General features: G+C 71.7%; 18 protein-coding genes. 14 read left to right on the top strand and 4 right to left on the bottom strand.

What is annotated here, in order from left to right; genetic code table 11:
- The first annotated feature begins 6 nt into the window (after positions 1-6).
- Both B5P21_RS07545 and B5P21_RS07550 read left to right on the top strand, forming a co-directional pair.
- The gene (locus tag B5P21_RS07545) at positions 7-1,479 is read left to right on the top strand and encodes a mycothione reductase (RefSeq protein ID WP_045528291.1); all 1,473 of its coding nucleotides are present in this window, start codon (positions 7-9) and stop codon (positions 1,477-1,479) included.
- 34 nt (positions 1,480-1,513) lie between these two features.
- Positions 1,514-2,005, top strand: a complete 492-nt coding sequence (locus B5P21_RS07550; RefSeq protein ID WP_045528290.1) for a peptide deformylase — start codon at positions 1,514-1,516, stop codon at positions 2,003-2,005.
- A 43-nt stretch (positions 2,006-2,048) separates the two neighbouring features.
- Here B5P21_RS07550 and B5P21_RS07555 read toward each other — a convergent pair whose 3' ends face one another.
- A complete protein-coding gene (locus B5P21_RS07555; protein WP_045528288.1) occupies positions 2,049-3,875 on the bottom strand; it encodes an AMP-dependent synthetase/ligase in 1,827 nt (608 codons plus the stop codon).
- A 131-nt stretch (positions 3,876-4,006) separates the two neighbouring features.
- Between B5P21_RS07555 and B5P21_RS07560 the strand changes: the two genes are divergently transcribed.
- From B5P21_RS07560 to B5P21_RS07570, 3 genes are all read left to right on the top strand, one after another.
- Positions 4,007-4,972: an ROK family glucokinase gene (locus B5P21_RS07560; protein WP_045528287.1), complete on the top strand. Its 966-nt coding sequence runs from the start codon at positions 4,007-4,009 to the stop codon at positions 4,970-4,972.
- Between the two features lie 78 nt (positions 4,973-5,050).
- Positions 5,051-5,740, top strand: coding sequence for a lysophospholipid acyltransferase family protein (locus B5P21_RS07565; RefSeq protein WP_012038562.1), 690 nt, complete (start codon positions 5,051-5,053; stop codon positions 5,738-5,740).
- Between the two features lie 59 nt (positions 5,741-5,799).
- A complete protein-coding gene (locus B5P21_RS07570) occupies positions 5,800-7,170 on the top strand; it encodes a class II 3-deoxy-7-phosphoheptulonate synthase (protein WP_045528284.1) in 1,371 nt (456 codons plus the stop codon).
- An 80-nt stretch (positions 7,171-7,250) separates the two neighbouring features.
- On the opposite strand, the gene pknB is transcribed toward B5P21_RS07570, so the two are convergent.
- Together pknB and B5P21_RS07580 are read right to left on the bottom strand one after the other, a co-directional pair.
- Complete coding sequence (pknB, locus tag B5P21_RS07575) at positions 7,251-9,200, bottom strand: Stk1 family PASTA domain-containing Ser/Thr kinase (protein WP_094170996.1); 1,950 nt, start codon at positions 9,198-9,200, stop codon at positions 7,251-7,253.
- A gap of 82 nt (positions 9,201-9,282) precedes the next feature.
- Positions 9,283-10,557 carry a LysM peptidoglycan-binding domain-containing protein gene (locus B5P21_RS07580; protein WP_052663207.1) on the bottom strand — a complete coding sequence of 425 codons (1,275 nt, stop codon included), beginning with the start codon at positions 10,555-10,557 and terminating at the stop codon, positions 9,283-9,285.
- A 213-nt stretch (positions 10,558-10,770) separates the two neighbouring features.
- Between B5P21_RS07580 and B5P21_RS07585 the strand changes: the two genes are divergently transcribed.
- A complete protein-coding gene (locus B5P21_RS07585) occupies positions 10,771-11,112 on the top strand; it encodes an Rv2175c family DNA-binding protein (protein ID WP_045528280.1) in 342 nt (113 codons plus the stop codon).
- Between the two features lie 52 nt (positions 11,113-11,164).
- Here B5P21_RS07585 and B5P21_RS07590 read toward each other — a convergent pair whose 3' ends face one another.
- Complete coding sequence (locus B5P21_RS07590) at positions 11,165-12,286, bottom strand: polyprenyl synthetase family protein (RefSeq protein ID WP_045528278.1); 1,122 nt, start codon at positions 12,284-12,286, stop codon at positions 11,165-11,167.
- Between the two features lie 80 nt (positions 12,287-12,366).
- Between B5P21_RS07590 and B5P21_RS07595 the strand changes: the two genes are divergently transcribed.
- The 8 genes from B5P21_RS07595 to mraY all read left to right on the top strand — a co-directional run bounded on the left by B5P21_RS07595 (position 12,367) and on the right by mraY (position 21,204).
- Complete coding sequence (locus B5P21_RS07595; RefSeq protein ID WP_246865260.1) at positions 12,367-12,759, top strand: DUF3040 domain-containing protein; 393 nt, start codon at positions 12,367-12,369, stop codon at positions 12,757-12,759.
- Between the two features lie 338 nt (positions 12,760-13,097).
- On the top strand, positions 13,098-13,529 hold the full coding sequence (gene mraZ / locus B5P21_RS07600; RefSeq protein WP_012038555.1) for a division/cell wall cluster transcriptional repressor MraZ: 432 nt from the start codon (positions 13,098-13,100) through the stop codon (positions 13,527-13,529).
- A gap of 103 nt (positions 13,530-13,632) precedes the next feature.
- Complete coding sequence (gene rsmH / locus B5P21_RS07605) at positions 13,633-14,589, top strand: 16S rRNA (cytosine(1402)-N(4))-methyltransferase RsmH (protein ID WP_045528274.1); 957 nt, start codon at positions 13,633-13,635, stop codon at positions 14,587-14,589.
- Positions 14,586-15,260, top strand: a complete 675-nt coding sequence (gene ftsL / locus B5P21_RS07610) for a cell division protein FtsL (RefSeq protein WP_045528272.1) — start codon at positions 14,586-14,588, stop codon at positions 15,258-15,260. The genes rsmH and ftsL overlap by 4 nt, the downstream gene beginning before the upstream one ends.
- Before the next feature lie 91 nt (positions 15,261-15,351).
- Entirely contained in the window at positions 15,352-17,133 is a 1,782-nt protein-coding gene (locus tag B5P21_RS07615) for a peptidoglycan D,D-transpeptidase FtsI family protein (protein WP_045528270.1), read from the top strand.
- 12 nt (positions 17,134-17,145) lie between these two features.
- Positions 17,146-18,690, top strand: coding sequence for a Mur ligase family protein (locus tag B5P21_RS07620; protein WP_045528268.1), 1,545 nt, complete (start codon positions 17,146-17,148; stop codon positions 18,688-18,690).
- A gap of 1 nt (position 18,691) precedes the next feature.
- Complete coding sequence (locus B5P21_RS07625; protein ID WP_094170997.1) at positions 18,692-20,101, top strand: UDP-N-acetylmuramoyl-tripeptide--D-alanyl-D-alanine ligase; 1,410 nt, start codon at positions 18,692-18,694, stop codon at positions 20,099-20,101.
- Positions 20,095-21,204, top strand: a complete 1,110-nt coding sequence (gene mraY / locus B5P21_RS07630) for a phospho-N-acetylmuramoyl-pentapeptide-transferase (protein WP_094170998.1) — start codon at positions 20,095-20,097, stop codon at positions 21,202-21,204. Before B5P21_RS07625 ends, mraY begins: the two co-directional genes overlap by 7 nt.
- Position 21,205 lies beyond the last annotated feature (1 nt).

Here is a 21,205-nt window from a genome sequence, read left to right on the forward strand (position 1 = left end):
CACCACATGACGGACGCGCAGCAGGACCCGCAGCAGGACGAGCACTACGACCTCGTGATCGTGGGGGCCGGATCCGGCAACTCGATCGTCGACGAGCGCTTCGCCGACCAGCGCGTGCTGCTCGTCGACGACGGCGAGCACTTCGGCGGCACCTGCCTCAACGCGGGCTGCATCCCCACGAAGATGCTCGTGCACGTGGCGGACGTCGCGGCGGAGACGCGCGACGGCGCCGCGCTCGGCATCCGCGCGTCGGTGGACGCCGTGGACTGGCCCGCGATCAGCGCACGCGTCTTCGGCCGCATCGACGCCATCAGCGAGGGCGGCCGCGAGTGGCGCGAGAGCGGCTCGGAGAACGTCACGCTGCTGCGCGAGAGCGTCGGCTTCGAGGCGCCCGGGGTGCTCGTGTCGGCGAGCGGCCAGCGGATCACCGCCGACCGGATCGTGCTCGCGGCCGGCTCCCGCCCGCGGCCGCTGCAGGCCGTCTACGCACCCGACCCGGACATCCACGACTCCGACTCGATCATGCGCATCGCCGAGCTGCCGGCCTCGCTCCTCATCGTCGGCGGCGGCTACGTCGCGGCCGAGTTCGCCCACGTGCTCAGCCACCTCGGCGTGCACGTGACGCAGGTCGCCCGCTCCGCGCACCTGCTCGGCAACCTCGACGAGGACGTCTCGACGCGCTTCACGACGCTCGCGCGCACGCAGTGGGACGTCATCACCGACTGCGAGGTCGAGGAGATCGAGCGCGACGGCGACGTGCTCCGGTCGCGCCTCGCCTCCGGCCACCTGGTCGAGACGGAGGCCGTGCTGGTCGCCCTCGGCCGCGTCCCCAACACCGACACGCTCGCGGTCGCGAACGCGGGCTACGACCTGCACGACGACGGCCGCATCGTGGTCGACGACCGGCAGCGCGTGCTCGCGGGCGGCGAGCCGGTCCCCGGCGTCTTCGCGCTGGGCGACATCAGCGCCGACCACCAGCTCAAGCACGTCGCCAACCACCAGGCCCGCGTGGTGCAGCACAACCTCCTGCACCCGGAGGACGTGATCGGCGGAGCTCCCGGGCCCGTGCCGCAGGCGGTCTTCTCGCGCCCCCAGATCGGCTCGTTCGGCCTCACGGAGGCGGAGGCGCGCGCGGCCGGACCCGTCGTCACGATCGAGCAGCCGTACTCGTCCACCGCGTGGGGCTGGGCGCTCGAGGACACGACCTCGTTCTGCAAGCTCGTGCTGGATCCGCGCGACGGCGGCACGCTCCTCGGCGCGCACATCATCGGCTCGGACTCCGCGGCGCTGATCCAGCCGCTCCTCATGGCCGCGAGCCTCGGCCACCCGGTGACGGGCCTCGCCCGCGCGCAGTACTGGCCGCACCCGGCCGTGACGGAGATCGTCGAGAACGCGCTGCTCGCCGCTGAGTCGGCGGTGGCCGACTGGGCACGGGAGAATGGCCAGGGCGAGGCGCCCGCGGGGGCCGGTCGATCCTGACCCGCCGCCGATCGAGGACCCACGGAAGCAGAGAATGACTGAACGACAGATCCGCCTGTTCGGCGATCCGGTGCTGAAGACCGTCTCCTCGGAGATCCACGAGATCGACGAGGGCGTGCGCGCCCTGGTCGAGGACCTCCTCGACAGCGTGCGGCCCGATGGCCGCGCCGGGGTGGCCGCCGCGCAGATCGGCGTGAACCTCCGCGCCTTCAGCTACAACGTGGGGCCGGCGTTCGGCTACGTCCTCAACCCCGTCATCGAGGAGCTGCGCGGCGAGGCCGTCCTCGTCGACGAGGGCTGCCTCTCGGTGCCGGGCCTCTGGTTCCCCACCATGCGCCACCCCCAGGCCGTCATCTCGGGGCTCGACCTCGACGGGAAGCCCGTCCGCATCGAGGGCACGGGCGTGCTCGCGCAGGCCTTCCAGCACGAGGTCGACCACCTCGACGGCCTGGTGTACCTGGACCGGCTCGACAAGCAGCGCCGCCGCGAGGCCATGAAGCAGGTGCGCGAGTCCGACTGGTTCTGACCGCGCCGTCGGCCCGCGCGCTCGCGCGGGCCGACGCCCGGGATCAGTGGACGAGCGAGTGCCCCTCGGTCGTCGGCGCCGCCTCGTAGATCCGGGTGATCACGTCGGCGAAGGCCTCGAGCACCACCTGGCGCTTGATGCTGAGCTTCGGCGTGAGGTGGCCTGCCGCCTCCGTGAGCTCCACCGGCAGCACGACGAACTTGCGGATGGACTCCGCGCGCGACACCGTCGCGTTGGCCGCGTCCACCGCGCGCTGCACCTCGGCGAGCACCGCCGGGTTCTGCGACGCCTGCTCGAGCGTCATGGCGGGGTCCTGCCCGTTGTTGGCCAGCCAGACCTTGAGCATCTCCGGATCCAGGGTGATGAGCGCCGAGATGAACGGCCGTCGGTCGCCCGCCACCACGACCTGCCCGACGAGCGGGTTCGCGCGGATGGGGTCCTCGAGCGCGGCCGGCGCGACGTTCTTGCCGCCGGCGGTGACGATGATCTCCTTCTTCCGGCCCGTGATCGTGAGGTAGCCGTCGGCGTCGTAGCTGCCGAGGTCGCCCGTGCGGAACCAGCCGTCGTCGAAGACGGCCGCGGTCGCCTCCTCGTCCTGCCAGTACCCGTCGAAGACGTTGACGCCCTTGACCTGGATCTCGCCCTCGTCGGTGATGCGGGTGGAGACGCCCGGCATCGCCGGACCCACCGTCCCGATGCGGAAGCCCTTCACGAGGTTCACGCTCACGGGCGCCGTGGTCTCGGTGAGGCCGTAGCCCTCGAGGATCGTGAGGCCGAGCGACCGGTAGAAGTGCCCGAGCCGGAGGCCGAGCGGCGCGGATCCGCTGACCGCGAAGCGCACGCGCCCGCCCATCGCCTGGCGGATCTTGGAGTACACGAGCGCGTCGAAGAGCTTGTACTGGAGCTTCAGCGCGAGCGGCACGGAGCCGGCGTCGACGGCGACCGAGTGCGCGTACGCGACCTCGGCGGCCTTCCGGAAGACCTTCCCGCGGCCGGCGCCCTCGGCCTTCTGCTCCGAGGAGTTGTAGACCTTCTCGAAGACGCGCGGGACCGCGAGAAGGAACGTCGGCTGGAAGGACGCGAGCGCGGGCAGGAGCTGGGTCGTGTCGGCCTGGTGCCCGGTCTTCACGCCCGCCTGCACGTTGAGGATGGAGATGAAGCGCGCGAACACGTGCGCCGTCGTGATGAACAGGAGCGTGGACGCGCCGACCCGCACGACCTCCTCCATCGCGACCTCGGCGTTCCGCGCGAGCTCCACGAAGTTCGCGTGCGTGAGGATGCAGCCCTTCGGTCGGCCCGTCGTCCCCGACGTGTAGATGAGGGTCGCCATGTCCGAGCCGACCGCGATGTTCCGGCGGCGCTCGATCTCGGCGTCCGGCACGTCGACGCCCTGCTCGGCGAGCTTGTCCAGGTCGCCGAGGTCGATCTGCCAGACGCGGCGGACCGCGGGCAGCTCCGGGTGGACCTCGTCGAAGCGCGAGAAGTGCTCGGCGGACTCGAGGATCATCGCGACGCTGCCGGAGTCCTGCATGTTCCAGTGCACCTGGCCGGGGGAGGAGGTCTCGTACACGGGGACGAGGACGGCGCCGGCGAAGAACACCGCGAAGTCCACGAGCGTCCACTCGTAGCGCGTCCGGCACATCATGCCGATGCGCTCGCCCGGTTCGATCCCCGCGGCCACGAGGCCCTTCGCGAGGGCGACGACCTGCCGGTGGAACTCGGACGCCGTGACGTCGCTCCACCCGCCCGACCCGTCCGGCAGCGCGAACAGCGGAGCGTCCGGGCTCGTCCTCACGCGATGCACCAGGACGTCGGTGATGTTGTCGTCGGGTCTCGCCTCGACGACGGCGGGCATGGTGTGCTGTTCCACGGCAACTCCCTCGGTGCCGGAAATGGATGAGGCCAGCCTACGGGGCCGGCCCCCGCGGCGCTCGTCCCCGGTCGGGGGCGTCGGGCACGTCAGTAGGATCGACTGGCGAGACAGAGGGAAGGGCCCGCGGAGTGCATGCAATAGGGATCGACATCGGCGGGACCAAGATCGCGGGAGCGGTGGTCGACGAGCTCGGCGTCATCGCGGCGGAGGAGCGCACCCCCACGGAGGCGAGCAGCCCGGACGCGATCGTCGAGGCCGTCGTCGGCATGGTCGCGCGGCTCCGCGCGCAGCACCCCGACGTCGTGGCGGTCGGCGTGGCCGCGGCCGGCTTCATCGACGCCGCGCAGTCCACCGTCTACTACGCCCCCAACATCAACTGGCGCAACGAGCCGGTGCGGGAGAAGCTGCGCGGCCGGATCGACCTCCCCATCGTCATCGAGAACGACGCGAACGCCGCCGGCTGGGCCGAGTTCCGCTACGGCGCCGGCCGCCTGGTCAGCGACATGGTCACGCTCACGATCGGCACGGGCGTGGGCGGCGCGATCGTCGCCGACGACCGGCTCTTCCGCGGCGGCTTCGGCGCGGGTGCCGAGCTCGGGCACATGCGCGTCGTGCCCGACGGCCTGCCGTGCGGCTGCGGCGCCCGCGGCTGCATCGAGCAGTACGGGTCCGGCCGCGCGCTCCTGCGCACCGCCGACGAGCTGGCCGACCTCGGCGGCACGCACGGCGAGGGCCTCGCCGCCCGCCGCCGCGAGGTGGGCACGCTGACCGGCCACGACGTCAGCGACCTCATCCAGGCCGGCGACCCCGGCGCGCTGCTCGCCCTGCGTCGCCTCGGCGGCTGGCTCGGCGAGGCGGCCGCCAGCATCGGCGCGATCCTCGACCCGCAGATGTTCGTCATCGGCGGCGGCGTCGCGCAGGCGGGCGACCTACTGCTGGACCCGATCCGCGAGGCCTACCTCGCCCACCTCCCGGCCCGCGGGTACCACCCCGAGCCGGAGTTCCGCATCGCCGAGCTCGTCAACGACGCCGGCGTCGTGGGCGCGGCCGACCTCGCCCGACGTCACGCGACCGCGCTGCGCCACGGGGCCTGAGCCCGGCCGTCGGCCTGCGGGCTCGCGCGTGCCGGTCCGCCTATGCTGGATGCGACCCCACCCGGAAGGTGACCGACGATGTTCTACTGGTTCATGAAGAACCTGGTCGCCGGACCCCTCCTCCGGAGCACGTTCCGGCCCTGGGTCACCGGGATCGAGAACATCCCCGCCAAGGGCGGCGTGATCCTCGCGAGCAACCACCTCTCGTTCATCGACTCGGTGTTCCTGCCCCTGCTGGTCGACCGCAACCTCGTCTTCCTCGCGAAGAGCGACTACTTCACCGGCACGGGGCTCAAGGGCTGGGCCACGAAGATGTTCTTCACGGCGACGGGCATGCTCCCCATCGACCGCTCCGGCGGCAAGGCGTCCGAGGCGTCGCTCAACACGGGACTCCGCGTGCTCGCCGAGGGCCGCATGCTCGGCATCTACCCCGAGGGCACCCGCAGCCCCGACGGCCGCATGTACCGCGGACGCACGGGCGTGGCGCGCATGATCCTCGAGGGCGACGTCCCGGTCGTCCCGATCGCGATGATCGACACCGAGAAGGTCATGCCCATCGGCACCCGCATCCCGAAGGTCCGCCGGATTGGTGTGGTCATCGGCGAGCCGCTAGATTTCAGTAGGTTCGCCGGCCTCGAGGGAGACCGCTTCATCCTCCGCTCCATCACCGACGAGATCATGTACGAGCTCTCGAGGCTGAGCGGCCAGGAGTACGTCGACGTCTATGCGACCTCGGTCAAGGAGAAGCGCGCGAGCGCGGCCCGCTGACCGTCTCCCGCCCCGCCTCCACCGCGCACCACGCGCACGACACGAACCGGGATCCCACCGTGGCCTCTGAGCACCTCGTCCCCGCCCATCCCGACGTCCTCGCCGGACTCGACCACTGGCGCACGCTCGAGGTCAAGCAGCAGCCGCAGTGGCCCGACGCCGCCGCCGTCCACGCGGCATCCGCCGAGATCGCCCTGCTGCCGCCCCTGGTCTTCGCCGGGGAGGTGGATCTGCTGCGCTCGCGCCTCGCCGCCGCCGCCGACGGCCGCGCGTTCCTCCTCCAGGGCGGCGACTGCGCCGAGACCTTCGCGGGCGCCACGGCCGACGCCATCCGCAACCGCGTGAAGACCGTGCTCCAGATGGCCGTCGTCCTCACCTACGGCGCGGCCATGCCCGTCGTGAAGATGGGCCGCATGGCCGGCCAGTTCGCGAAGCCCCGCTCGAGCGACTCCGAGACACGCGGCGATCTGACGCTGCCCGCGTACCGCGGCGACATCGTCAACGGCTACGACTTCACCCCCGAGTCGCGCGCGGCGGATCCCGCGCGCCTCGTGAAGGGGTACCACACGGCCGCGTCGACGCTGAACCTCATCCGCGCCTTCACGCAGGGCGGCTTCGCCGACCTCCGCGAGGTGCACAGCTGGAACAAGGGCTTCGCGGCGAACCCGGCGAACCAGCGCTACGAGCAGCTCGCCCGCGACATCGACCGCGCGATCAAGTTCATGGAGGCCGCGGGCGCCGACTTCGACGACCTCAAGCGCGTCGAGTTCTACACCGGACACGAGGGCCTCCTCATGGACTACGAGCGGCCCATGACGCGCATCGACTCGCGCACCGGCACGCCGTACAACACGTCGGCGCACTTCATCTGGATCGGGGAGCGCACGCGCGACCTCGACGGGGCGCACGTCGACTTCCTCTCGCGCGTCCGCAACCCGCTCGGCGTGAAGCTCGGCCCGTCGACCACGCCCGAGACGGTGCACGAGCTGATCGAGAGGCTCGACCCGGACCGCGAGCCCGGTCGGCTCACCTTCATCACGCGCATGGGCGCGGGCAGGATCCGCGACGCGCTGCCGCCCCTGCTCGAGGCCGTCAAGGCGTCGGACGCGAACCCGCTCTGGGTCACCGACCCCATGCACGGGAACGGCCTCACCACGCCCACCGGCTACAAGACGCGGCGCTTCGACGACGTCGTCGACGAGGTGCAGGGCTTCTTCCAGGCGCACCGGGCGGCGGGCACGCATCCCGGCGGGATCCACATCGAGCTCACCGGCGACGACGTCACCGAGTGCCTGGGCGGCTCCGAGCACATCGACGAGGCAACGCTCGCGACCCGCTACGAGTCGCTGTGCGACCCGCGGCTCAACCACATGCAGAGCCTCGAGCTCGCGTTCCTCGTCGCGGAGGAGCTGGCGGCCGCGCGCAGCTGACCCCGCCCGCACGACGATGCCCCGCCGCCCTCGAGGCGGCGGGGCATCGTCATGCCTGGTCTGCGGTGGTCCGCGCCGGATCAGCCGGAGGCGGTGATGCCGAGGTTGACGGTCGACCCGCGACGGACCATGGCGCCCGCATCCGGGCTCGCCGACGCGACCTTCGTGATGCTGTCGGGCAGGGCGTCCCAGAACGCGGAGTACGCGTACTTGAAGCCCGCCTTGTCGAGCTCGGCCTTCGCTCCATCGCGCGTGAGGCCGACGACCTTCGGCACCGCGACGAGGTCCGGTCCCTTGGAGATCTCGAGCCCCACCTTGCTGCCGGGGGCGTCGCCGAGTCCGGAGCGCACCGGGTTCTGGTCCAGTTGGTAGACCGAGATGACCTCGCCCGCGTCGACGTCGTCGCTGAAGCTCTGCTTCCCCGGCTCGCCGACGAGCCCCGCCTGGGCGAGCGTCGCGTTGGCCTGGTCGACGGAGCGGCCGTTCACCTGGGGGATCTTCCCGGCGGCGACGACGAGGGTCACGGGCTGCTGCTCCGGGTACTGGGCGCCGACGGGGGCTCCCGAGGAGTCCAGCACCTGCACGACGGTGCCCTCGGCGGCGTCGCCGTACTGCCGGATGGTCGCCTCCTGCACGACGAAGGGCACGCCCTCCAGGCGCGTGCGGGCATCGGCCTCGGCGGCCCCGACCACGTCGGGCACGTCGAGGAGCCGCGGCCCGGTCGAGGCGTAGAGGGTCACGGTGGATCCCTGGTCGACGGGCGTCCCGGACGCCGGGACGCTGCGGGTCACGTGCCCCACCTCGACGTCCACGCTCGGCTCCTCGGCGCGTGCGACGACGAAGCCCTGGCCCTGGAGCGTGCCCGCGGCGTCGTCGACGGCCATGGCCGTGACGGACGGCACGGGGACGCGCGCGCCCGGGCCCTGACCGTAGTACCAGCCCGTGCCGCCGGCGAGTGCCGCGAGCATCACCACGAGGAGCGCGAGCATCCACCCGCGCGATCGACGGCGCGATCCCGCGGCGGCGAGTGCGACGACGGACTCCGGCTCGGTGCGCTCGTCCTCCTGCCGCGTCATGACGGGCGGACCGCCCACGACCTGCGTCTCGCCGGTGGTGACGGACGGGAGCGCCGGGGCGCTCGGGAAGACGACGGTGCGCTGGAGCGGAGCGGGGTCGCCCGACCGCGCGTCGAGGCGGTTCTGCACGGCGTAGAGCTCGTCGAGGAGCGCCCGGGCGTCGCGCGGCCGCTGCTCGGGATCCCGCGCGGTCGCCCACAGGACCAGCTCGTCGAGCTCGACCGGCACGGACGCGTTGGCCGTGCTGGGGGTGGGCACCTGGTCGTTCGCGTGCTGGTACGCGATCTGCATGGGCTGCTCGCCCTTGAACGGCTGCTCGCCCGCGAGCATCTCGTACATCATGATGCCGACCGCGTAGATGTCGCTGCGGGTGTCGGCGATGCCCCGCGTCACGAGCTCGGGGGAGAGGTACGCGATGGTCCCGAGGAGCGCCTGCCCCGTGGCCGTGTTCGCGCTGACGGCGCGCGCCAGGCCGAAGTCGCCGATCTTGATGCGCCCGTCGTCGGCCAGCAGCACGTTCTCGGGCTTCAGGTCGCGGTGCACGATGCCGGCCTTGTGCGCGGCGGCGAGACCCGAGAGCACGGCCTCGAGGATGTCGAGGGTCTGCTCGGGCGTCAGCCGCTCGTACTCCTGCAGCAGCTCGCGCAGCGTCATGCCGGGCAGGTACTCCATGACGAGGTACGCCATGTCGGAGTCCTGGCCCTGGTCGAAGACGTTGACGACGTTGGGATGCGCCAGCCGCGCGGCGGAGCGCGCCTCCTGGATGAAGCGGTCGCGGAAGGCGCTGTCGTCGGCGAGGTGGCCGTGCATCACCTTGACGGCGACGCGGCGCTCGAGCCGCAGGTCGGTGGCCACGTAGACCGTCGCCATCCCGCCCCGCGCGATGCGGGACCTGACCTGGTACCGACCGTCGAGGAGACGGCCGATCATGGGGTCGGTCGGGCTGGAGGTCACTGGATGATTCTAGGGATCGCCGGTGCCGGGGCCTCCCCGGCACACCGGTGCGCCGCCGGGCGGATGCACCTGCGGATCGGGGTCAGCCGATCTCGTCGAGCCACGTCCAGGCGGATGTCTCCCACTTGGCGTAGGCGTCCGGGTACGCGGAGTACTGCACGGCCTGCGCCGCCTGCGTGACGGTCATCGACTTCCAGCCGGCGATGTCGAGGAGGCCGCGGGTCGCGCCGGGGTTCGGGTTGACGCTCCCGCCGAAGAACGCGCGCGCCGCGTACACGGGGTCGTTGAGCTGGGCGGGCTGGCCCCAGCCCTGGCTCGGGCGCTGCTGGAAGAGGCCGATCGAGTCGCGGTCGCCCCAGTCGAGGTTGCGGAGGGTCGACTCCTGCGCCGCGGTGGCGAGCGCGATGACGAGTCCGTAGTCACTGACGCCGGCGGAGCGTCCGACCTGGACGATGACGCGCGCGTTGCGGCGCATCTCGTCGGTCATGATCGTCGTCCCGTCCAGCGACGCGACCTGCACGACGGACGCGGACGCGTGCGGGATGGTGAGCTTGCTGCCCGCGTAGATGATGCTCGACCAGTTGAGGCCGTTGGCGTTGAGGAGGTCCTGCACGGTGACGCCCGACTTCGTCGCGATGCTGTGGAGCGTGTCTCCGGTCTCGATCGTGTACGTGCCGGAGAGACGTAGCTTCGCGGCGGGGGAGGTGCTGGCGGGTGCCGCGGGCGCGGCCGACGCGGCGGTGGAGCCGGCCCCCGGGATGGTGAGGCGGTTGCCGGGGAATATCGTGCTCGTCGCCTGGAGGCCATTGGCCTGGAGCACCGCCGATGTGGAGACGCCGTGCTTGCCGGCGATGCCGGTGACGGTGTCGCCCGCGACTACCGTGTAGCTCGCGCCGGACCCCGTGGACGCCGCGGTGGGTGCTGAGGTCGACGCACCGGATCCGCCGAGGGTGAGCGTCTGGCCGGGGAAGATCGTCGTCTTCCAGCCGAGGCCGTTCTGCGCGAGCACGGATGCGGTGGAGAGGCCGTATCGACCGGCGATGCTGGAGACGGAGTCGCCCTGCTCGACCACGTACGTGGAGGGAGCTGCCACGGTGGGGGCCGCTGCCGGGGTTGCCGTCGGAGCCGCGACGCGCGGGAGCTTGGTCTGCGTGGGACCGGACTTGGCCTTCGGGATGCGCTTGACGGGGGCCGCCTCCGCGGGCGTCGCCATGCCGAGGCTCACCGCGAGGGAGCCGACGAGCACGATGGGCATGGTCGCGAGGAGCGCCTTGGAGCGGCGGTTCGCCGAGCGTCCTGTGGCGGTGTCCGAGTACCGGTGGGGGTCGCGAGGGGAGGTGGGTTCGGTCATGGGCATGCTGGTCTACTCCGGCCGTCGTGCTCGATTCCCTGATGCAGGAGTTCCACGTTAACACGCAGGGAGAGAAAAGGGTACATAAGGGACGGATGTGACTGGAGTGAACAGTGACACGCGCCTTCGGCGGATAGGCAGGCGTTCCGGGCGTCGAAGCGCCTCGGCGTCCGGGTGCACGGTCCCGGGGACGGCGCAGGACGTGCCAGCATGTGAGGCGTGAACGAGCCCTATGCCGACCGCGAGTGGTCGACCGTCCCCGATCTCGTCGACCTCCTCGGTCTGACGGTCAGCCGCGTGCGCCGGCTCATCGAGGACAGGCGCCTGCTCGCGGTCCGCCTCGACGGCGTGCTCAAGGTGCCCAACGTGTTCCTGCGGGACGGCGAGCCGCTGTCCGAGCTGCGGGGCACGATCATCGTGCTCGGCGACAACGGATTCACCGACGAGGAGGCCATGCACTGGCTCCTCACGGAGGAGCCGAGCCTCGGTGCCGCCCCCATCGACGCCCTGCTGGCGGGCCGCAAGGCCGAGGTGCGTCGGGTCGCGCAGGCCAGCGCCTGAACCTCGCTCGAGCGGCCGCCGGCTGATCGGCCGGGTCTGACCCGCGGTCCGATCAGGTGACGCGGCGCGTGACCGTGTCGACGAGCAGCTCGAGCTGGTTCCTCGCCCGGGCTCCGATCGGGGCCTCGCGCAGCGCGGCGAGCGACTCGCGGACGTGACGGGAGATCATCCCCTCCACCTCGTCGAGGGCGCCGCTCTCGCGGAGGATCGACTGGACCGCGCGGATCTGCTCGTCGTCGAGGTCCGGATCCCCGAGGAGCGCATCGACCGTGCGGCGCACCCCGTCCGGCAGCCGCCGGCGCGCCAGCGCGATCAGCACGGTGCGCTTGCCCTCGCGCAGGTCGTCTCCGCTCGGCTTCCCGGTCACGGCGCTGTCGCCGAACACGCCGAGCACGTCGTCGCGCAGCTGGAAGGCGATGCCGAGCGGCAGGCCGACGGCCCGGAGCGCCGCCACCTGCTCGGGCGTCGCCCCCGCCAGGCTCGCGCCGACGACGAGCGGCGCCTCGATGCTGTACTTCGCGGACTTGTAGACGATCACGTTGTGGGCCCGGGCGAGCGTGTCGTCCTCGGGCACGGTCGGCCATGCGACCTCCTCGAGCACGTCGAGGTACTGGCCGAGCGTGACCTGGGTGCGCATCGTCGCGAGCTCGGCGCGGGTGGCGCGCGCCGCCGACCCGTCTGCCAGCGCCAGGAGCGAGTCGATGAGCAGCTCGTCGCTCCACCCCAGGAGGAGGTCGCCGAGGAGGGTCGCCCCCGCCTCGCCGAAGCCCGACGAGGATCCGCCCCAGCCGCTCGCCGCATGCAGCGCCTCGAAGCGGCGGTGGGCGGCGGGTCGGCCGCGACGCGTGTCGGAGCGGTCGATGATGTCGTCGTGGACGAGCGCCGCCGCGTGGAAGATCTCGAGGCCCGCGGCCACCCCGACGACCGCGCGATAGCCCGGTCGCTCCTCGCCCTGCGGCCGTCCGGCGGGGGAGGGCTCGAGGTCGATCACCGAGCGCCAACCCCAGTAGCAGAACTGCGCGCGGAACCGCTTCCCGCCTCTCAGCAGATCCGAGGAGAACTCCTGGATGGGCACAAGATCCGGGCTGATCTCCCGGAGTCCCGCCGCCTGGGCCGTCAGGAAGTCGTCGAGGCGGGTCTGGACGTGGCTGACGAGGCGGTCGCTTTCGGGCACCCGCCTAGCCTAGCCAGGGGCAGGGAGCTAGAATCCACAGGTGAACACCAACGCGTCGTCCCGAGCCTGAGGGGAACATGATGCCGCTTTCCGAGCAAGAGCAGCGCCTGCTGGAGGAGATGGAGCGCAGCCTCTATCACAACGACGCAGACTTCGTGGCGACCGTCAGCGGTCGCCGCACCAGACCGAACTACACGATGGTCGTGGTCGGGGTGCTGGTCATCGTCCTCGGCATCGCCGCCCTGGCCGCGGGCGTCATCACCAAGCTGGCGATCATCGGCATCCTCGGCTTCGCGATCATGATCGTGGGGGCGCTCCTCATCTTCAGCCCGCGTGATGCGGGCGCCGGTACGCCGACCGCCTCCGCACCCCGGGCGCCGGGCCGCGGTTCCGGCAAGCGACCCTCCTCGTCCTCCTCCTTCATGGACCGGATCAACGAGCGCTGGGAGAAGCGCCAGGGCGGTCAGGACTGACCTCCATCTGAGGCGGTCCTCCACCGCCCTCCACTCGACCCGAAGGGGCCGATCCCGAACCGGGATCGGCCCCTTCTCGTGTCCCCGGTATCACCCACATCCCTCCCCGGCGCCCTGCCGGCGGTCCTCCGGCCGCCCGCGGGGCGCTCCTGCATGTCCGCGGCGCGCCGGTCGCACGATTCCCCTCCACATCCCTCCCCTCGGGACAGGCCACGTATCCACAGGCATCGGGGGACACTCGCCACGAATTCACCTCGCGTCCCTGGCGGTGGGTGGAGGGCTGTGGAGTAAAGTGGAGCAAGTCCTGAACCACGGCCGGAGAGACAGGGGGTGTCGGTGTGTTCCTCGGCACCCATTCGCCTCGTCTCGACGACAAGGGGCGGCTCATCCTCCCCGCGAAGTTCCGCGACGAGCTCGAGGGCGGCGTCGTCATGACGCGCGGCCAGGACCGCTGCATCTACGTGTTCACCACGCGGGAGTTCGAGGAGCTGCACGACCGCATGCGCCAGGCGCCGCTCGCGAGCAAGCAGGCGCGCGACTACATGCGCGTCTTCCTGTCCGGGGCGAACGCGGAGACGCCGGACAAGCAGCACCGCATCACCATCCCGCAGGCGCTCCGCACGTACGCGGGCCTCGACCGCGAGCTCGCGGTCATCGGCGCGGGCAGCCGCGTCGAGATCTGGGACGCCGGCACGTGGGACGAGTACCTCACCGCCAACGAGAGCGCGTTCGCCGACACCGCGGAGGAGGTGATCCCCGGCCTGTTCTGACCCCGGCCCCTGACTCCCAGCCGTCCGACGCCCTGCCGCACTTCCCCGGTGGCAGGTCGGGACGGATGGGGATCAGGAGCCGCGGACAGGACAGCGGGATGCCATGGCCCTCGACGACATCCACACCCCCGTCCTCCTCGAGAGGTGCCTCGAGCTGCTCGCCCCCGCCCTCCAGGGCGATGGCGCCGTGCTCGTCGACGCCACCCTCGGGATGGCAGGCCACTCCGAGGCGTTCCTCGACGCGCTGCCCGGCCTCCGGCTGGTCGGTCTCGACCGCGATCCGGACGCCCTCGCGATCGCGGGGGAGCGGCTCGCCCGCTTCGGGGACCGCGTCCACCTCGTGCACACGGTGTACGACGGCATCGGGCGAGCGCTCGACGGCCTGGGCATCGGCGAGGTGCAGGGCGTCTTCTTCGATCTCGGCGTCTCGTCGCTCCAGCTCGACCGCGTCGAGCGCGGCTTCTCGTACTCGCAGGACGCGCCCCTCGACATGCGCATGGACGGGACCGCGGGCCTCACCGCCGCCCAGGTGGTGGCGGAGTACGACGAGCTCGAGCTGCGGCGGATCTTCTACGACTACGGCGAGGAGAAGCTCGCCCCCCGCTACGCCAGCCGCATCGTCCAGGCGCGCGAGGTGGAGCCGATCATCACGTCGGCGAGGCTCGTGGAGATCATCCAGCAGGCCACGCCCGCCGCGGTGCAGCGGGCCGGGCATCCGGCCAAGCGCGTGTTCCAGGCGCTGCGCATCGAGGTCAACCAGGAGCTGAGCGTGCTGGCGCGCGCGATGCCTGCCGCGATCGACCGGCTCGCGGTCGGCGGTCGCGTGGTCGTCGAGTCGTACCAGTCGCTCGAGGACCGCATCGTGAAGCGCGAGCTGCGCGCCCGGTCCACGAGCACCGCGCCCGTGGGGCTCCCCGTCGAGCTCCCCGAGCACCGTCCCGAGCTGAAGCTCCTCGTCCGCGGCGCCGAGCTCGCGGACCAGCACGAGATCGCCCAGAACCCCCGCGCCGCTTCCGTCCGGTTGCGCGCCGCCGAACGAGCCAGGAGGCGACACGCATGACCGATGCAGCACGCGCGACCGCGCGTCCCCGGATCCGGCCGTCCGCCGAGCCGCCCACCCGCCACATCGAGGTCGTGCCCACCCGCGGCCAGCGTCGCGCCCGACCGCGCACCGTCTACGCCGTGATCGTCGTGGGCGGGCTCTTCGCCGTACTCCTCGCGCAGCTGCTGCTCTCCATCGGCCTGTCCGACGGGGCGTACGCGATCCAGTCGCTGCAGCAGCAGCAGAAGGAGCTGGACCGCACCCACCAGGCGCTGACCGAGGACGTCGACCGGCTGTCGTCCCCGCAGAACCTGGCGCGGAACGCCCAGGCGCTCGGCATGGTCGCGAGCGCGTCGCCCTCCTTCCTCTCGCTCGACGGCACGATCCAGGGCACGCCGCAGGCCAAGGACGGCGCCACCACGGCGCTCACCGCCGACAGCCTCATCGGCAACTCGCTCCTCTCCGGCGTCCCGCTCACCATCGAGAGCGACCCGACGAAGCGCGCGGCCGCGCTCCAGGCCGCCACCGCGCAGGACGGCGCCGCCGCGGTCGACCCGGGCTCGGCCATCCCGGGCTCCGCCGAGGCGACCGGCGGCGTGACCGCCGGGACCCCGAGCGCGCCTCCCGCGTCGGGCGCGGCCCCCGGGCTAGCGTCGGCCCCGGCGATCCCGACCCCGCAGACCCGCTGACGCCGGGCCCCGCCGAGGGGCCGCCGACATCGCACGACACCGCTCCGACGGAGCACCGCACCGCACCGCAGGCACCGAGAGGAACCCCCGAGTGAGCACGATCTCGAACCGACGGCGCATCGCCTTCTCCCTGATCGCGATACTCGCCGTACTCGGGGTCTTCGTCGTCAAGCTCATCGACATCCAGGTCGTGCAGGCCTCCGAGCTCAATCAGGAGGCGCTCGGCAAGCGGGCCATCTCGCAGACCCTGCCCGGCGTCCGCGGCAGCATCTACGACGCCGACGGCAAGGTGCTCGCGGGCAGCGTGCTCCGCTACGACGTGACGATGGACCCGTCCAAGGCCGGCGACTTCACCCGGACGGTGACGGGCGACGACGGCAAGCCGGTCAAGCAGGACGTGTCGCTCGCGGACGCCGAGGCGCAGCTGGGCGCGATCACCGGGCAGAAGCCCGAGGAGATCGACGGGCTCATCACGGGCGCGCTCGCCAAGGACCCGAAGTCGCTCTTCGGCTACGTGACCAAGGGCGTCGACGTCGACGCGTACCTCGCCATCCGGGACCTCAAGATCCCGTGGATCTACTTCCAGGCGGTCTCGAGCCGCACGTACCCCAACGGCCAGATCGCGGGCAGCATCCTCGGCTACATCGCGGGTGACGGCACGATCAAGGCCGGGCTCGAGCAGGAGTACGACTCCTGCCTCGCCGCGCAGGACGGCGCGCAGACCTACGAGCGCGGCGCGGACGGCGTGCCGATCGCCGGCAGCACCGTCACGCAGAAGCCGGCTGAGGACGGCAGCGACGTGATGACCAACATCGACACCGACCTCGAGTACTTCGCGCAGACCGCCGTCGCCGAGCAGGCCGTGAAGGTCGGCGCCGACTACGGGCACGCGACCATCGTCGAGGTGAAGACGGGCAAGGTCCTCGCGGTCGCCGAGTACCCGTCCGTCGACCCCAACGACGTGTCGGCGTCGAAGCCCGAGGACCGCAACAGCCGGGCGTTCAGCCTGCCGTTCGAGCCCGGATCCACGCTCAAAGCCGTGACCGCCGCCGCGCTCCTCGACTCGGGCAAGGCCGACGCCGGGACGCACGTGGTGGCGCCGTACACGTTCACGCGGCCGAACGTGAAGCTCAGCGACAGCTACGTGCACCCCGACCTCCACTTCACGCTCGCGGGCGTGCTCATGGACTCCTCGAACACGGGCATCTCGGCGCTCGGCGAGCGCCTGTCCGCCTCGGAGCGCTACGACTACCTCAAGGCCTTCGGCGTCGGCGAGAAGACGGCCATCGACTTCCCCGGCGAGAGCAGCGGCCTCGTCCGCCCCTGGCAGGAGTGGGACCCGCAGACCAACTACGCGACCATGTTCGGGCAGGGCCTCACGACCACGGCCCTCCAGGTCGCGAGCATCTACCAGACCATCGGCAACCACGGCGTGAAGCTCCCGCTGTCGCTCGTCTCGGGCTGCAAGGCCGCCGACGGCACCGTCACGGACCAGCCGGACACGACCGGCACGCAGGTCATCTCGCCCCAGGCCGCCGACTCCACCGTCAACATGCTCGAGACCGTCGTCACCGACGGGCACCTCTCCAAGGACCTCACGATCCCCGGCTACCGGGTGGCGGCGAAGTCCGGTACGGCGCAGGTCGCGGAGGCCGACGGCAAGTACGGCAAGAACTACCTGGTGTCGATCGCGGGCCTCGCGCCGGCCGAGGACCCCCAGTACGTCGTGTCGATCAGCCTGGCCAATCCGGATACCATAAAGTCCTCGGCGGCCGCGGCGCCGGTCTTCCAGAAGATCATGTCCCAGGTACTGAAGACCTACCGGGTCCCGCCCTCCAGCGTGCCGTCCCCGAACCTCCCGACGACCTACTGAGAGATGAGGGCGATGACCTCCCCTGCCACCCCCGCCCTCCGCCCCGAGCATCCCGTCGCACGGTCGCTGTCCGGCCTGGTGAGCGACTTCGCGCTCGACGTCGTCGGCGACGTGGACGACGTGGAGGTCACCGGCGTCACCCTGTCTTCCGGCGACGTGCAGCCCGGCGACCTCTACGTCGGGCTCCGCGGGGCACGCGCGCACGGCGCCCGCTTCGCGTCCGACGCCGCCGCCAGCGGCGCGGTCGCGGTGCTGACCGACCCCGACGGGCTCGCCGACGCGCAGGACTCGGGCCTGCCGGTGATCCTCACCCCCGACCCGCGCGCGGCCCTCGGCGACATCGCCGCGTGGGTCCACCGCTCGGCGGAGGACCCGGCGACGCTCTACGGCGTCACGGGGACGAACGGCAAGACGAGCGTGGTGTACCTGCTCGACGGGCTGCTCCGCCAGCTCGGCGTCGTGACCGGGCTGACCTCCACGGCCGAGCGGCGCATCGGCGAGGAGAGCATCACCAGCCGCCTCACCACGCCCGAGGCGAGCGAGCTGCACGCGCTCCTCGCCCGCATGCGCGAGGCGGAGGTCCGCGCCGTCACGATCGAGGTCTCGGCGCAGGCCCTCACCCGGCACCGCGTCGACGGCCTGGTCTTCGACGTGGCCGCCTTCATCAACCTGAGCCACGACCACCTCGACGACTACGCGGACTTCGAGGAGTACTTCGAGGCCAAGGCCGCCTTCTTCGACCCCGACCGCGCGCGCCGCGGCGTCGTGTCGCTCGACACCGAGTGGGGCCAGCGCATCGTCGAGGGCTCGCGGATCCCCATGACGACCATCTCCTCGAAGCCCGGCGTCGAGGCCGACTGGACCGTGACCGTCCTCGAGCAGACGCCCGACTCCACGGGCTTCCGCCTCGAGGGCCCCGACAACCGCGTGCTCGTCTCGCGCGTGCCCGTGCCCGGCTGGTTCATGGCCGCGAACGCCGGCCTCGCGATCGTCATGCTCGTCGAGTCGGGCTACGACCTCGACGCTGTCGCCCACGTGCTCGACCGGGACGGCGGGATCCAGGCCTACATCCCCGGTCGCGCCGAGCGCGTGTCCGGCGAGACCGGCCCCCTCTTCTTCGTCGACTACGGGCACACGCCCGACGCCTTCGAGCAGACGCTGCAGGCGCTGCGCCCGTTCACCCCCGGGAAGCTCGTGATGGTGTTCGGCGCCGACGGCGACCGGGACACCACGAAGCGCGCCGAGATGGGCGCGATCGCGGCCCGGCTCGCGGACGTCGTGGTCATCACCGACTACCACCCGCGCTACGAGGACCCGGCGTCGATCCGCGCGAGCCTCATCGCGGGCGCGCGGGCCGCGGTGCCCGAGCGCGAGATCCACGAGGTGCCCGACCCCGCCACGGCGATCCGCACGGCGGTGTCGCTGGTCGGCGAGGGGGACACCATCCTCGTCGCCGGACCCGGGCACGAGGACTACCACGAGGTGGCCGGGCGCAAGATCCCGTTCTCCGCCCGTGACGACGCGCGCGCGGCCCTCCGCGACGCAGGCTGGAGCTGACATGATCGCCCTCACCCTCGCCGAGATCGCCGAGGCGGTCGACGGCCGCCTCCTGCTGCGCGGCGACGCCACCGCGCAGACCGTCGTCGACGGCGCGGTCGACACCGACAGCCGCCTCATCGGCCCCGGCGGGATCTTCGTCGCCAAGCCCGGCGAGGAGACCGACGGCCACCTCTTCGCGCCGAAGGCCGTCGAGGCCGGCGCCGCGCTCCTGCTCGTCGAGCGCGAGCTCGACCTGCCCGTGCCCCAGGTGCTCGTACCCGACGTGGTCGACGCGCTCGGCCGGCTGGCGCACGAGGTCGTGGCACGGGTGCGCGCGCTGGGCGAGCTGCGGATGGTCGCGGTCACCGGATCCAACGGCAAGACCACCACCAAGAACCTGCTGCACGCGATCCTCTCCACGCAGGGCGAGACCGTGTCGCCCGTCGCGTCGTTCAACAACGAGGTCGGCGCGCCGCTCACCATGCTCAAGGTCACGCGCTCCACCCGGTTCCTCGTGGCGGAGATGGGCGCGAGCGGGCGGGGCGAGATCACGCGCCTCATCCGCATGGCGAAGCCCGACGTCGGCATCGTCCTCACCGTCGGCCTCGCCCACGCGGGCGGCTTCGGCGGCATCGAGCGGACGCTCGTGACGAAGACCGAGATGGTCAAGGACCTCCTGCCCGAGGACACGGCCGTGCTCAACGCCGACGACCCGCGCGTGGCGTCCATGAGCGACAAGACCGAGGCGCCCGTCCTGTGGTTCGGCCGGGACGCCCGGGCCGCCGTCCGCGCGACCGACATCCTCGCGTCCGCCGCCGGCACCACCTTCACGCTGCACCTGCCCGACGGGTCCGAGCGTCCGGTCTCCTTCCGCGTGCTCGGCGAGCACCACGTCACGAACGCGCTGGCCGCGGCCGCGGGCGCCTGGGCGCTCGGCGTCGACGGCGACTCCATCGTCTCCGCCCTGCAGACCGTGCAGCGCGCCGAGCGCTGGCGCATGGAGGTGCTCGGCGGCAACGGCGTCACGGTGATCAACGACGCCTACAACGCGAGCCCCGACTCCATGGCGGCCGCCCTCCGCACGCTCGCGCAGATCCGTGGGCCGGAGCAGCGCACGGTCGCGGTGCTCGGCGAGATGAGCGAGCTCGGCGAGTTCTCCGAGGAGGAGCACGACCGCGTGGGCCTGCTCGCGGTGCGCCTCAACATCGGGCAGCTCGTCGTGGTCGGCCGGCCCGCCCGCCGCCTGCACCTCGAGGCCATCGCGCAGGGATCCTGGGACGGCGAGTCGATCTTCGCCGAGGACGCGGCCGAGGCCCGCGAGATCCTCGACCGGATCCTCCGCGACGGCGACCTCGTGCTCGTGAAGTCCTCGAACTCCGCGGGACTCCGCTTCCTCGGCGACGAGCTGGGGGAGAAGTACTCGTGGTAGCCCTCCTCGGCGCGGGCGCCATCTCGCTCGTCTTCACGCTCTTCCTGACGCCGCTGTTCATCAAGCTGTTCCACCGGCTGCAGTGGGGCCAGTTCATCCGCGACGACGGTCCGCAGTCGCACCACACGAAGCGCGGCACGGCCACCATGGGCGGCATCGTCATCATCCTGGCGAGCGTCATCGGCTACTTCGTGGGGCACCTGCTCACCTGGGACGGGATCCGCTTCGACCCCGTGACGCCGTCGGGCCTCCTCGTGGTGTTCATGATGGTCGGCCTCGGCTTCGTCGGCTTCCTCGACGACTACCTGAAGACCCGCAAGCAGCAGTCCCTCGGCCTCGGCGGCTGGCAGAAGATCGCCGGCCAGGTCATCGTCGCCACCGTGTTCGCGGTGCTCGCCATCACGTTGCGCGACCCCGTGTCGGGACTCACGCCCGCGTCCACCGCCATCAGCCTGTTCCGCGACCTGCCGCTCGACTTCATGGCGCTCGGCGCGGTCGTCGGCACGGGCCTGTTCATCGTCTGGATCTGCCTCATCGTCGCCAGCGCCTCGAACGGCGTGAACGTGGCCGACGGGCTCGACGGCCTCGCCGCGGGCGCGTCGATCTTCTCGATCGGCTCGTACGTCATCATCGGCTTCTGGCAGTTCAACCAGTCGTGCGACAGCGTCTCCAGCTACCAGAACGAGTACCGCTGCTACGAGGTGGCGTGCCCGCTCGACCTCGCGATCATCGCGGCCTCCATCGTGGGCGCGCTCATCGGCTTCCTCTGGTGGAACACGTCGCCCGCCCAGATATTCATGGGCGACACCGGCTCCCTCGGCCTCGGCGGCGCCCTCGCGGCCCTCGCCATCCTCAGCCGCACCGAGCTGCTGCTCGTCTTCATCGGCGGCCTGTTCGTGATCGTCGCGGGGTCGGTGGTGCTCCAGCGCATCTACTTCAAGCTCACGCACGGCAAGCGCATCTTCCTCATGAGCCCGCTGCACCACCACTTCGAGCTCAAGGGGTGGGCGGAGGTCACGGTCGTCGTGCGCTTCTGGATCATCGCGGGCCTGCTGGTGGCGGCGGGCGTCGGCACCTTCTACCTGGAATGGATCACGCAGTAGA

It is taken from the genome of Clavibacter michiganensis subsp. insidiosus, from assembly GCF_002240565.1.
GTDB classification, from domain to species: Bacteria; Actinomycetota; Actinomycetes; order Actinomycetales; family Microbacteriaceae; genus Clavibacter; species Clavibacter insidiosus.

Coding starts and splice junctions, on each gene's coding strand:
- B5P21_RS07580 (WP_052663207.1), bottom strand. CDS start 10,557: ATGCCCATGACCGAACCCACCTCCCCTCGCGACCCCCACCGGTACTCG.
- B5P21_RS07595 (WP_246865260.1), top strand. CDS start 12,367: ATGCCGCTTTCCGAGCAAGAGCAGCGCCTGCTGGAGGAGATGGAGCGC.
- B5P21_RS07565 (WP_012038562.1), top strand. CDS start 5,051: ATGTTCTACTGGTTCATGAAGAACCTGGTCGCCGGACCCCTCCTCCGG.
- ftsL (WP_045528272.1), top strand. CDS start 14,586: ATGACCGATGCAGCACGCGCGACCGCGCGTCCCCGGATCCGGCCGTCC.
- B5P21_RS07545 (WP_045528291.1), top strand. CDS start 7: ATGACGGACGCGCAGCAGGACCCGCAGCAGGACGAGCACTACGACCTC.
- B5P21_RS07625 (WP_094170997.1), top strand. CDS start 18,692: ATGATCGCCCTCACCCTCGCCGAGATCGCCGAGGCGGTCGACGGCCGC.
- rsmH (WP_045528274.1), top strand. CDS start 13,633: ATGGCCCTCGACGACATCCACACCCCCGTCCTCCTCGAGAGGTGCCTC.
- B5P21_RS07550 (WP_045528290.1), top strand. CDS start 1,514: ATGACTGAACGACAGATCCGCCTGTTCGGCGATCCGGTGCTGAAGACC.
- B5P21_RS07620 (WP_045528268.1), top strand. CDS start 17,146: ATGACCTCCCCTGCCACCCCCGCCCTCCGCCCCGAGCATCCCGTCGCA.